12 protein-coding genes, 1 tRNA gene and 1 pseudogene are annotated in these 12,417 nt (G+C 55.1%); 1 reads left to right on the top strand and 13 read right to left on the bottom strand.

Features of this window, described 5'->3' with window-relative positions:
* From nuoL to B3Z49_RS10795, 13 genes and pseudogenes are all read right to left on the bottom strand, one after another.
* Positions 1-1,259 (bottom strand): annotated as a pseudogene (gene nuoL, locus B3Z49_RS10855) (NADH-quinone oxidoreductase subunit L); the annotation flags it as partial.
* 7 nt (positions 1,260-1,266) lie between these two features.
* On the bottom strand, positions 1,267-1,575 hold the full coding sequence (nuoK, locus tag B3Z49_RS10850) for an NADH-quinone oxidoreductase subunit NuoK (RefSeq protein ID WP_007089416.1): 309 nt from the start codon (positions 1,573-1,575) through the stop codon (positions 1,267-1,269).
* Positions 1,575-2,183: an NADH-quinone oxidoreductase subunit J gene (locus tag B3Z49_RS10845; RefSeq protein WP_296990754.1), complete on the bottom strand. Its 609-nt coding sequence runs from the start codon at positions 2,181-2,183 to the stop codon at positions 1,575-1,577. Before B3Z49_RS10845 ends, nuoK begins: the two co-directional genes overlap by 1 nt.
* An 83-nt stretch (positions 2,184-2,266) precedes the next feature.
* A complete protein-coding gene (gene nuoI, locus B3Z49_RS10840; RefSeq protein WP_008891223.1) occupies positions 2,267-2,755 on the bottom strand; it encodes an NADH-quinone oxidoreductase subunit NuoI in 489 nt (162 codons plus the stop codon).
* Positions 2,756-2,786: 31 nt separating this feature from the next.
* Positions 2,787-3,800, bottom strand: a complete 1,014-nt coding sequence (gene nuoH / locus B3Z49_RS10835) for an NADH-quinone oxidoreductase subunit NuoH (RefSeq protein WP_296990751.1) — start codon at positions 3,798-3,800, stop codon at positions 2,787-2,789.
* A gap of 87 nt (positions 3,801-3,887) precedes the next feature.
* Positions 3,888-5,948 carry an NADH-quinone oxidoreductase subunit NuoG gene (gene nuoG / locus B3Z49_RS10830; RefSeq protein ID WP_296990748.1) on the bottom strand — a complete coding sequence of 687 codons (2,061 nt, stop codon included), beginning with the start codon at positions 5,946-5,948 and terminating at the stop codon, positions 3,888-3,890.
* A 27-nt stretch (positions 5,949-5,975) separates the two neighbouring features.
* Complete coding sequence (gene nuoF / locus B3Z49_RS10825; protein WP_008891226.1) at positions 5,976-7,256, bottom strand: NADH-quinone oxidoreductase subunit NuoF; 1,281 nt, start codon at positions 7,254-7,256, stop codon at positions 5,976-5,978.
* 1 nt (position 7,257) lies between these two features.
* Positions 7,258-7,920 (bottom strand): NADH-quinone oxidoreductase subunit NuoE, encoded by a 663-nt coding sequence (gene nuoE, locus B3Z49_RS10820; protein WP_063089383.1) that lies wholly within the window; start codon positions 7,918-7,920, stop codon positions 7,258-7,260.
* A complete protein-coding gene (locus B3Z49_RS10815) occupies positions 7,917-9,095 on the bottom strand; it encodes an NADH-quinone oxidoreductase subunit D (protein ID WP_296990744.1) in 1,179 nt (392 codons plus the stop codon). The genes nuoE and B3Z49_RS10815 overlap by 4 nt, the downstream gene beginning before the upstream one ends.
* Positions 9,095-9,724, bottom strand: coding sequence for an NADH-quinone oxidoreductase subunit C (locus tag B3Z49_RS10810; protein WP_008891229.1), 630 nt, complete (start codon positions 9,722-9,724; stop codon positions 9,095-9,097). Before B3Z49_RS10810 ends, B3Z49_RS10815 begins: the two co-directional genes overlap by 1 nt.
* A 19-nt stretch (positions 9,725-9,743) precedes the next feature.
* Positions 9,744-10,286, bottom strand: a complete 543-nt coding sequence (locus tag B3Z49_RS10805) for a NuoB/complex I 20 kDa subunit family protein (protein WP_040823994.1) — start codon at positions 10,284-10,286, stop codon at positions 9,744-9,746.
* Positions 10,277-10,642: an NADH-quinone oxidoreductase subunit A gene (locus B3Z49_RS10800; RefSeq protein WP_008891231.1), complete on the bottom strand. Its 366-nt coding sequence runs from the start codon at positions 10,640-10,642 to the stop codon at positions 10,277-10,279. Before B3Z49_RS10800 ends, B3Z49_RS10805 begins: the two co-directional genes overlap by 10 nt.
* A 284-nt stretch (positions 10,643-10,926) precedes the next feature.
* Positions 10,927-11,003: transfer RNA gene (locus B3Z49_RS10795), tRNA-Asp, on the bottom strand.
* Between the two features lie 311 nt (positions 11,004-11,314).
* On the opposite strand from B3Z49_RS10795, the gene fliG reads away from it, so the two are divergent.
* Positions 11,315-12,334: a flagellar motor switch protein FliG gene (gene fliG / locus B3Z49_RS10790; protein ID WP_008891232.1), complete on the top strand. Its 1,020-nt coding sequence runs from the start codon at positions 11,315-11,317 to the stop codon at positions 12,332-12,334.
* The last annotated feature ends 83 nt before the right edge of the window (positions 12,335-12,417 follow it).

Genomic DNA, 12,417 nt, shown 5'->3' with positions numbered 1-12,417 from the left:
CCCGCGAAGCCCGGAACACCGGTAATCGCAAGCGTCCCAATCACCATCACAGCAAAGGTCAGCGGAACCATTTTGGCGATGCCGCCCATCTTGCGCATGTCCTGTTCATCGGACATGGCATGGATGACCGAACCGGCACCAAGGAACAGAAGCGCCTTGAAGAAGCCGTGCGTCATCAGGTGGAAGACACCCGCCGAATAAGCCGACACGCCGCAGGCAAAGAACATATAGCCCAGCTGCGAACAGGTCGAATAGGCAATGACGCGCTTGATGTCGTTCTGAACACAGCCGATGGTCGCGGCGAAGAACGCAGTCGACGCACCAACGATGGTCACGATCATCAGGGTGGTTTCAGCATATTCAAAGATCGGCGACAGACGCGCGACCATGAATACACCGGCCGTCACCATGGTTGCCGCGTGAATAAGGGCGGAAACCGGGGTCGGGCCTTCCATTGCGTCGGGAAGCCAGGTGTGCAGACCAAGCTGTGCCGATTTACCCATCGCACCGATGAACAGCAGGAAGCAGGTGATCTCGAGTGCTGAGAACTCATGGCCCAGGAACATCAGGGTCGTGCCCGCAACTTCTTCGGCATTGCCAAAGATGACGTCGAACTGAACGCTGTCGAACAGGACATAAACCGCAAAGATACCAAGGGCAAAGCCGAAGTCACCGACACGGTTGACGATGAAGGCTTTCATCGCAGCAGCCGATGCCGACGGTTTGGAATACCAGAAGCCGATCAGAAGGTAAGACGCCAGACCAACGCCCTCCCAGCCGAAGAACAGCTGGATCAGGTTGTCGGCGGTAATCAGCATCAGCATCGCAAAGGTGAACAGGCTGAGATACGCCATGAAGCGCGGCTTGTCCGGGTCATGCGACATATAGCCGATGGAATAGATGTGAACCATCGAGGACACGCCGGTCACAACAATCAGCATCACACAGGTCAGCGTATCAATACGCAGCGACCAGGACGCATCGAAGCTGCCCGAGGAAATCCAGGTAAACAGTTCAATCACAACCGGGTTGCCACCCAGGGCAACATCGACAAAGGCAAAGATCGAAATCACAAACGCAATCACGACACCGGCAACGGTGACCAGCTGTGCCAGACGATCAGACGAGGACACACCATGATGGTGATGACCATGGCTGTCATGCGGGGCATCCTTTGCGGTCGACATGGCGCCGACCAGCGTGATGGCCCCGGCAAGGATTGCCGCGATCAGGGGCAGGAATACAATCAACGGATACATATCTGCCTTACCCCTTCATCATGTTGATGTCTTCGACCGCGATGGTGCCGCGGTTACGGAAATAGACGACCAGGATCGCCAGACCAATTGCCGCCTCAGCCGCAGCAACCGTCAGAACGAAGATGGTAAATACCTGTCCGACGAGGTCGCCGAGGAACGACGAGAACGCGACCAGATTGATATTGACCGCCAGCAGCATCAGCTCGATCGACATCATGATGATGATGACGTTCTTGCGGTTCATGAAGATGCCGAAGATCCCGAGTGTGAAAAGGATCGCCGCGACGGTCAGATAATGTGCAAGACCGATTTCCATCAGATCCCCCTTCCGACCGGAACTTTTTTGACTTCAAGCGTATCAGCGCGGGTACGCTTGACCTGCTCGGAGATTTTCTGACGACGGACACCTTCACGGTGACGCAGTGTCAGGACAATTGCGCCAATCATCGCAACAAGCAGAACCAGACCAGCCGCCTGGAAGATGTATGCGTAATCGGTGTAGATCAGTTGACCGAGTGCTTCGACGTTGGTCAGCCCTGCCGGTGTCGGCTGCGCGAGAACCGCGACCGCCTCATCCGTAAGGGTCCAGCCAGCGCCAACCAGTGCCAGTTCGACAAACAGAACAACCGCGATCAGAACGCCGATCGGCAGGTAGTTCAAAAAGCCCTGACGCATTTCGACAAAGTTAATGTCGAGCATCATGACGACGAACAGGAACAGGACTGCAACCGCGCCGACATAGACGACGACGAGCAGCATGGCGAGAAACTCGGCACCCAGCAGGACGAAAAGTCCGGCTGCGTTAAAGAATGTCAAGATCAGCAACAGTACCGAATGCACCGGGTTGCGAACGGTCACAACCGCAGTCGCGGACATGACCGCGACGGTAGCAAACAGGTAAAAAGCCAAAGCCTGTACGACCATAAGGTACCCCCTTGGCGAACCGTTGCTGCCCCAATGGCTTACAACGGCCCATGAACTCTCTTTCTAACGATCAGACGCGACACTTACCGATAAGGTGCGTCTGCCTCCAATCGTGCAGCAAGCTCGGCTTCCCAACGCTCGCCGTTTGCCAGCAGCTTGTCCTTGTCATAGAACAGCTCCTCGCGGTTTTCGGTTGCGAACTCGAAGTTCGGACCTTCGACGATGGCATCCACCGGGCAGGCTTCCTCGCAGAAGCCACAGTAAATGCATTTCGTCATATCAATGTCGTAACGCGTGGTACGACGCGAACCATCGTTGCGCGGTTCGACCTCAATGGTGATGGCCTGTGCCGGGCAAATGGCTTCGCAAAGTTTGCAGGCGATGCAACGCTCTTCGCCGTTCGGGTAACGGCGCAGTGCGTGTTCGCCACGGAAACGCGGGCTCAGCGGACCTTTTTCGTACGGGTAGTTGATCGTCACCTTGGGCTTGAACATGTATTTCAAGGTGAGCGCCATTCCCGAAACGAGTTCCGCGAGCAGGAAGCTCCGGGCCGTCCGATCAATAAATGACATCGTTTACCTCTCTCTTTCCGATGCGCGGCGATCAGGCCGGGACCTTGTCAAAAACAACGAGGAACGTGGCAACCAGCATGACCCATGCGAAGGACAGCGGCAGGAAGATTTTCCAGCCCAGACGCATCAGTTGGTCATAACGGTAACGCGGGAAGGTTGCACGGACCCACAGGAAGATGAACAGAACGAAGCAGATCTTGATGATGAACCAGATTGCGCCCGGGATGAATTCAAGGAACGGCAACGGCGCGCCCCAGCCACCCAGGAACAGAATGGCGCACAGGCCACTCATCAGGATCATGTTCGCGTATTCACCCAGGAAGAACAGCGCAAAGGTCATCGCCGAATAGTCGACGTTATAACCCGAGACCAGTTCGGCTTCCGCTTCGGGAAGGTCAAACGGTGCGCGGTTGGTTTCTGCCAGAATGGATACGATGAAGACGATGAACATCGGGAAGTGATAAACGAAGTTCCACTCCCAGATACCACCGACCTGCCCGCGGACAATGTCGCTGAGGTTCAGCGAACCGGTCGTCAGCAGAACCGAGATGATGATCAGGCCAATCGAAATCTCATACGAAACCATCTGGGCGCCGGAACGCAGCGCACCAAGGAAGGCGTATTTGGAGTTCGATGCCCAACCGGCCATCACGATACCGTAAACACCCAGCGAAGAAATCGCGAAGATGTAAAGAATACCAACATTCAGATCGGCCAGAACCATGCCCTCGTCGAACGGAATAACCGCCCAGGCAATGATTGCCAGAATAAAGGTCAGCATCGGGGCGATGATGAACACGCCCTTGTTCGCGCTGCTTGGAATGATTGTTTCTTTCAGAAACAGCTTCAAACCATCGGCAAGCGGCTGCAGAAGGCCAAACGGCCCCACAACGTTCGGGCCCTTACGGAGCTGAATAGCACCGATGACCTTACGCTCTGCGTAGGTCAGATAGGCGACAGCACCCAGCAACGGCAGAACAATCGCCAGAATTTTGGCGACGATCCAGACGAGCGGTTCAATATATCCGTCCCAAAGAAGTTCCATCGGTCAAACCGTATCTTTTGCGTTTCGTCCCAAAATTGGGACACCCCCTTGCGGGATGAGCGACGATCAGATCGTCGCTCCCCTTACTCAGGCAACCTTCTCGGCAGCCGCATCCTTGACAAAGGCCTCAGTACATTTGGCCATCGTCACCGAAGCACGGCTGATCGGGTCGGTCATATAGAAATTGCGAACCGGCGATACGAAGCCATCAGACTTCATGTCACCTGACACACCGAAATCGGTCCATTCAGCCTTGGTCGGAACGTTCAGCGACGCAAAGGTCGGGCTGAGTTCCACCATACGCGAGCGAACGGCATCGATATTGTTGTATGGCAGGGTCAGATCCAGCGCACCGGAAAGTGCACGGACAATCGCCCAGTCCTCACGCGCGTCACCAACCGGGAAGATCGCACGCCAGCCCTGCTGGGCGCGGCCTTCGGTGTTGACATAGGTGCCATTCTTTTCGGTGTAAGCAGCACCCGGCAGGATCACGTCTGCGGCCTGCGCGCCGGCATCGCCCATCGCACCCTGGTAAATGACAAATGCCTTTTCCAGTTTGCTCATGTCGACTTCGTCGGCACCCAGCAGATAGACAACCTCGATATCGCCTTTGGCAGCACCATCGAGAATGTCATTGGTTGCCAGACCGCCCTCACCCGGCACGAAGCCAAGATCAAGACCGCCAACACGCGATGCCGCGGTGTGCAGAACGTTAAAGCCGTTCCATTCACCGGAAACCATGCCGTATTTCTCGGCAATGGCGCGGGTGGCAGCAAGAACCGCGTCACCGTCTTCACGGTTGAGCGCGCCCATACCGACGATGATCATCGGCTTTTCAGAAGCCTTGAGAACCGTGGCGAACTCGTTCTTGCCATCCAGGATTTCCTGGAGGGTTTCCGGACCGGCACCAAGATAATCGTTCTTGTAGGTCGGATCCCACTTTTCACCAATGATGCCGACTTTAAAATCGCCAGCGGTCGTGCGCCAGCGTTTGCGCAGACGCGAATTGATGATCGGTGCTTCGGCACGGACATTGGCACCAACGATCAGGCAGGCATCTGCCTCGTCAATACCGGCAATCGTGCTGTTGAAGATATAGGAGGCACGCGGGCCACCGATCTTCGAACCGTCCTGACGGCAATCAAGGTTCGGCGAACCAAGTTTACCCATCAGATCTTTCAGCGCGGTCATCGATTCACAATCGACCGTGTCACCCGCAAGGGCGGCAATTTTCTCGCCGTCCAGACCAGAAACCTTTGCCTTGATCGCAGCAAATGCTTCGTCCCAGCTTGCCGGCTGCAGCTTGCCATCCTTGCGAACATACGGACGGTCAAGGCGCTGACGTTTCAGGCCATCAATGGCGTAACGGGTTTTGTCCGAAATCCATTCTTCGTTGATGTCTTCGTTGGTGCGCGGCAGAACGCGCATCACTTCGCCGGTACGGGCATCGATACGAATGTTCGAGCCAACCGCGTCCATGACATCGACGCTATCGGTTTTCTTGAGCTCCCACGGACGCGCGGTAAACGCATACGGCTTGGAAGTCAGAGCACCGACCGGGCACAGGTCAACCAGGTTGCCTGAAAGCTCGGAGTTGATGGAGGCTTCGATATACGGTCCGACTTCGGTGTCTTCGCCCCGGTAAACAGCACCCATGGTGCCGACACCGGCGACTTCCTCGGAGAAGCGAACGCAACGGGTGCAGTGGATGCAACGGGTCATGATCGTTTTGACGATCGGGCCCAGTTCCTTGTCCTTTACCGCACGTTTTTTCTCGGCGTAACGTGACGAGTCAAAACCATAGGCCATGGCCTGGTCCTGAAGATCACATTCACCACCCTGGTCACAAATCGGGCAATCCAGCGGATGGTTGATCAGCAGGAATTCCATCACGCCGTTGCGTGCCTTTTTCACAAGGTCGGAATCGGTTTTGATCACCATTCCATCTGCCGCAGGCATGGCGCAGGATGCGACCGGTTTCGGCGCACGTTCCATTTCCACCAGACACATACGGCAGTTGCCGGCGATTGACAGGCGTTCGTGATAGCAGAAACGCGGGATTTCCTTACCGGCCTCTTCACAGGCCTGAAGGACTGTCGCCCCGGCTTCTACTTCAACTTCAATACCGTCAACTGTTAGTTTCGGCATGTCTCAATCCCTCTCAACAGGCCTCTCTCAGGCCGCGATCCGTGCGCGATATTCCTTGATCCGACGTTCCATTTCGGGACGGAAGTGACGGATAAGGCCCTGAATCGGCCATGCAGCAGCATCGCCAAGCGCACAAATGGTGTGGCCTTCGACCTGTTTGGTCACATCCCACAACAGATCAATCTCATCGAGCGTGGCTTCGCCGCGAACCATGCGCGTCATCATGCGCATCATCCAGCCGGTACCTTCACGGCACGGCGTGCACTGACCACAGCTTTCATGCTTGTAGAATTCCGACAGACGCGCGATCGCGTAGACAATGTCAGTCGACTTGTCCATGACGATGACAGCAGCGGTACCAAGACCGGAGCCGACTTCACGCAGACCGTCAAAGTCCATCAGAACGTCATCACAAACGTCTTTGGGCATCAGCGGAACAGACGAACCGCCTGGAATAACCGCAAGAAGGTTGTCCCAGCCGCCGCGAACGCCGCCGCAATGCTTTTCGATCAGTTCCTTGAGCGGGATGCTCATGGCTTCTTCGACAGTGCACGGCTTTTCGACGTGACCGGAAATGGCAAACAGCTTGGTGCCGTGGTTGTTTTCGCGGCCAAAACCGGCGAACCACGAACCGCCACGACGAAGAATGGTCGGAACAGCAGCAATCGATTCGACGTTGTTGACCGTGGTCGGGCAACCATAAAGGCCTGCATTCGCCGGGAACGGCGGTTTCAGGCGCGGCTGGCCTTTTTTACCTTCCAGGCTTTCGATCAGGGCGGTTTCTTCGCCACAGATGTAAGCACCGGCACCGAGATGCAGATAAAGGTCAAAGTCCCAACCCGAACCACAGGCGTTTTTACCGATCAGACCGGCTTCATAAGCCTCGTCAATCGCGCGCTGCAGGTTGGATGCCTCGTGATAGAATTCACCACGGATATAGATATAGGCCGCATGCGCATTCATCGCGAAGCTGGCCAGAAGGCAACCTTCGACCAGGGTGTGCGGATCATTGCGCATGATTTCGCGGTCTTTACAGGTACCCGGCTCGCCTTCGTCGGCGTTCACAACCAGGTAGCTGGGACGACCATCAGATTCCTTGGGCATGAAGGACCATTTCAGGCCAGTCGGGAAGCCTGCGCCCCCACGACCACGCATACCGGATGCTTTCATCTCGTCGATGATCCAGTCGCGGCCTTTTTCGATCAATGCCTTGGTACCATCCCAGTTGCCACGGGACTGCGCGCCTTTAAGGCCGAAATCCTGGAAACCGTACAGGTTGGTAAAGATACGATCCTTATCCTGCAGCATATCAGGCGTCCCCTTCGCTTGCATCAGCATCCTGCGGGGCTGCGCCGCAGCCACAGAATGCCTTCAGAACCTTCGGACCATCGATCGGCTCGCACCCTTTGCGGCCGCTCTGCGGACCGGCTTTCGGCTTCTCGCCCTTTTTGAGGGCATCGAGGATGGCCTTGGTCGTTTCCGGCGTCAGGTCTTCGTAATAATCGTCGTTGATCTGCATCATCGGTGCGTTGACACACGCACCAAGGCATTCGACTTCGATCATGGTGAACTGACCGTCTTCGGTGGTTTCACCAACGCCAATGCCGAGTTCCTTTTTGCAGGTATCGACAACGTCGGCAGAACCGCGAAGCCAGCACGGCGTGGTGGTGCAAACCTGGATGAAGTTCTTACCCACCGGGGCAAGGTTATACATCGTATAGAAGGTTGCGACCTCGTAGACGCGAATGGCCGGCATTTCGAGCATGTCTGCAATGTAATCCATTGCGACGGTCGGAACCCAGTTCCCTTCGGTCTGACGCTGTGCCAGATCAAGCAGCGGCATGACCGCGCTCTGCTGGCGGCCTTCCGGATACTTGGCGATGATCTTCTTCGCTTTTTCCTGATTTTCAGGTGTGAAAGCAAAGCTGGTCGGCTGAAGCTCTTTCGGAGCTGGTCTTCTCAAATGGCTCATCGGTCAATCTCACCGAACACGATATCTAGCGACCCGATATTGGCAACGACGTCGGCCAGCATGTGGCCTTTGGACATGAAGTCGATGCCTTGGAGGTGCGGGAACCCCGGGGCGCGGATTTTGCAGCGATACGGACGGTTCGAGCCATCCGAAACAAGATACACACCAAACTCGCCTTTCGGTGCCTCGACCGCGGCATAGCATTCGCCGGCCGGTACGTGGAAACCTTCGGTGAAGAGTTTGAAGTGGTGAATAAGGGCTTCCATCGAACGCTTCATTTCGGCGCGCGACGGCGGTGCCACTTTGTTGTTTTCAACAATGACAGGACCATCCGGCATATTTTTGATGGCCTGCTTGATGATTTTCAGCGACTGCCACATTTCTTCGAAACGGACAAGGAAGCGGTCATAGCAATCGCCGTTCTTGCCGACAGGAATGTCGAAGTCGAATTCTTCGTACGAGTCATAAGGCTGCGATTTGCGCAGATCCCACGCCAGACCCGATGCACGGATGTTCGGACCGGTGAAGCCCCAATCAAGGGCTTCTTCAGCGCTGGCGATACCGATATCGACCGTACGCTGTTTGAAGATACGGTTGCCGGTCAGAACGCGGTCGAAGTCTTTCATAAAGATTTCGTACTGGTCTGCCCATGCGTCGATATCATCAAGCAAGCCTGCCGGAAGATCAGCAGCAACGCCACCCGGACGGAAGTAGTTGGCGTGAAGACGGGCGCCACAGGCGCGCTCATAGAATTCCATGAGCTTTTCACGTTCTTCAAAGCCCCACAGAAGCGGGGTCATTGCGCCAACGTCCAGTGCGAACGCGGTCAGGTTCAGAATATGGTTCAGGATACGACCGATTTCCGCATAAAGAACACGGATATACTGCGCACGCTTGGGCACTTCGACGCCCATCAGCTTTTCAATGGCCAGGCAATATGCATGTTCCTGGTTCATCGGTGCGACATAGTCGAGACGGTCGAAATACGGGGTCGCCTGAATATAGGTCTTATATTCGATCAGCTTTTCCGTACCACGGTGCAGAAGACCAATATGCGGGTCGGAACGTTCGACGACTTCGCCGTCCATTTCCAGAACCAAACGCAGAACGCCGTGCGCCGCAGGGTGCTGCGGGCCGAAGTTCATGGTCATGTTTTTGATTTTTTGTTCGGACATCAGGCGTTGCCCTCCGCCTTTTCATCACCCGGAAGAACATGCTGGATGCCTTCCCATGGGCTTTCGAAATCGAAATTACGGAAATCCTGAACCAGTTTGACCGGCTCGTAGACAACACGCTTCTGTTCGTCGTCATAACGCACTTCGACATACCCGGTCAGCGGGAAGTCCTTGCGCAGCGGATGACCTTCAAAACCGTAATCGGTCAGAATACGGCGGGGATCCGGATGACCGGCGAAGAAGATACCATACATGTCCCACGCTTCGCGCTCGAACCAGTCGGCGGCGCTGAACAGCGAAACACAGCTTGGTACCGGGGTGTCTTCGTCAGTACGGACCTTCACACGAATGCGCAGGTTATGCTTGAGAGACAACAGGTGATAAACGACGTCGAAACGCTCAATACGTTCCGGGTAGTCTGCACCACAAACATCAATCAGCTGCTTGAACAAGCAGCCGGTATCATCCCGAAGGAAGGTCAGAACTTTAAGGATATCATCGCGCTTGGCGACGATGGTCAGCTCGCCGTAACGAATCTCGCTTTCGAGAATTTCGTTGGCCAGCTGTGACGCCACCAGATCTTTCAGATCTTTCAAAGCAGCGCTGTTATCGCTGAGCAGTTCGCTCATGCAAGCCCCCTATTACGGATCAGCGTGTCAGGACACCGGTACGGCGGATTTTCTTTTGCAGCTGCATCACGCCATAAATCAGCGCTTCGGCTGTCGGCGGGCACCCGGGAACGTATACGTCCACCGGTACAACGCGATCACAACCGCGAACCACCGAATAAGAATAGTGATAGTAACCGCCGCCATTGGCGCACGAGCCCATCGAAATAACCCAGCGCGGCTCTGCCATCTGGTCATAGACCTTACGCAGTGCCGGGGCCATTTTGTTGGTCAGGGTACCAGCAACGATCATCACGTCCGACTGACGCGGGCTTGGGCGGAAAACCAGACCATAACGGTCAAGGTCATAACGCGACGCCGCCGAATGCATCATCTCAACAGCACAGCAGGCCAGACCGAAAGTCATCGGCCACAAGGAACCGGTGCTTGCCCAGCTTGCGAGTTTATCGAGATTGGCAAGGACAAAGCCCTTGTCGTTCATCTCGTCAAACACGCCCTTAAGCATTGCATCCTGATCCGAACCGGGTGCCAGGGGTGCGCCTGAGTTGGTGCTCACTCCCATTCCAAAGCTCCCTTCTTCCATTCGTAGATAAAGCCGACCGTCAAAACAGCCAGGAAGATCACCATCGATACAAAGCCGAATGTTCCGATATCACCGAGGGTTACAGCCCACGGGAACAGGAAGGCGACTTCGAGGTCGAAAATAATGAACAAGATTGCGACCAGATAGAACCGAACGTCGAACTTGATGCGCGCGTCTTCGAACGGCGCAAACCCGCATTCGTAAGCGGACAGTTTCTCAACATCCGGTGCCTGCTTGGCAAGAACCAGCGACGCGATGACGATTACCGCCGAAAGACCGACGGCGATCCCGATGAACACCAGGATCGGAAGATATTCCGAAAGAAGCTCTTGCATCTCTCTGACCTCTCAAGAACAGGCCTTTTGACCCGACCAGGTCCCCACCTGGCCAATTACGGCGCACCATAACGTATGCACCGCACAAGTTCCAGTCCCCAAGCACGTTGAACATGCTCTAAGACCGGAAACTTTCTAATCTTTTTACCGTTTACTATCGTCCGATATCGGGCTGGACGTCGAGATGATCAAGACCCAATCGTGCGAAGCAGCATTAGCAACACAAGAAAAGGCGACCGCGGAAAAGACAATTCGCCCTAAAAAAGACAACAGATGATGGATCATGGCGCGAGCGACGAGACTTGAACTCGCGGCCTCCGGCGTGACAGGCCGGCGCTCTAACCAACTGAGCTACGCCCGCAAAATGACCATCAATCGGCGCGCCTTTGTTAGACCACCCCCCAAACCAAGTCAAGCAGCTAGCAACGATTTCAACCCATTCGACAATTGCGCCCGCAAACATCACCCTTTGCGGGGTAATTTGGCCCCGAAATTGTACGGCATTAATCAATTTTGTACATTTAGGGCGCTTTATACCGATGGGGCTTTGCAAAGGGGTGTCGGCTTTTATAGAATTGTTGACAAATAACCCCTATCTTACGGTGCGATAGAGGCAGGTTCGGGCGTCAGGTTCCACCCCGAACAGAGTCATTACGACGGAGAAGACCACCCGTGGGGCGCGTAAAAGAAGAATACAGATCACTGGCCGGACCTGAAAAGGCAGCGATTCTCATGCTTGCTCTTGGGGAAGAGCACGCAACCAAGATGTTCAGCATGATGGATGACGAGGAAATCAAAGAGATTTCCCAAACCATGTCGAGCCTGGGTACGATCAACTCTAATATCGTTGAGCGCCTTTTCGTCGAATTCGCTGACCAGCTTTCTTCAACCGGCTCGCTGGTTGGTTCATTTGATACCACCGAACGCCTGCTTTCAAAGGTACTGCCAGAAGACCGCGTGAACGGCATCATGGAAGAGATCCGCGGTCCTGCGGGTCGCACCATGTGGGACAAGCTGAACAACGTGAACGAAGCGGTTCTGGCGAACTACCTTAAAAACGAATATCCGCAGACCGTCGGTGTGGTTCTGTCCAAACTCAAACCCGCACATTCTGCGTCGGTTCTCTCACTTTTGCCGGAAAACTTCTCGATGGAAGTCATCATGCGTATGTTGCGCATGGAAGCGGTTCAGAAAGAAGTCCTCGATAACATTGAAAAAACGCTGCGCACCGAGTTCATGTCGAACCTTGCGCGCGGTTCGCGCGGTGATAACCACGAACTGATGGCGGATATCTTCAATAGCCTGGATCGCCAAAGTCAAGACAGATTCCTTACTGCGCTTGAAGAACGTAACCGTGATTCGGCCGAGAAGATCAAGGCGCTTATGTTCACCTTCGAAGACCTTGCGCGGCTTGACAACAACGGCGTTCAGACGCTGCTGCGTCAGGTCGAAAAGGACAAGCTTGCACTGGCCCTGAAAGGTTCGACCGATCAGATGCGCGACCTGTTCTTCAAGAACATGTCCGAACGTGCCGGCAAGATGATGAAGGAAGATATGGACGCGCTTGGTCCGGTCCGTCTGTCCGACGTCGAAGAGTCGCAGATGATGATCGTCCAGCTGGCCAAGGAATTGGCCGCACAGGGCCAGATCGTCATTTCCGAAGGCGGTGCCGAAGACGAAATGGTCTTCTAGACCCAGACAAAATACCGCAACTGCACAAACACCAAAAGGGACAGCCAATGCTGTCCCTTTCAGACTGCTGACGAACCCTGTCT

Source organism: Thalassospira sp. UBA1131 (assembly GCF_002311515.1).
In the GTDB taxonomy this organism is placed as follows: Bacteria; Pseudomonadota; Alphaproteobacteria; order Rhodospirillales; family Thalassospiraceae; genus Thalassospira.
Note: the sequence above shows the minus strand (reverse complement) of the source record. Positions and strands in the feature narration are given on the sequence as shown.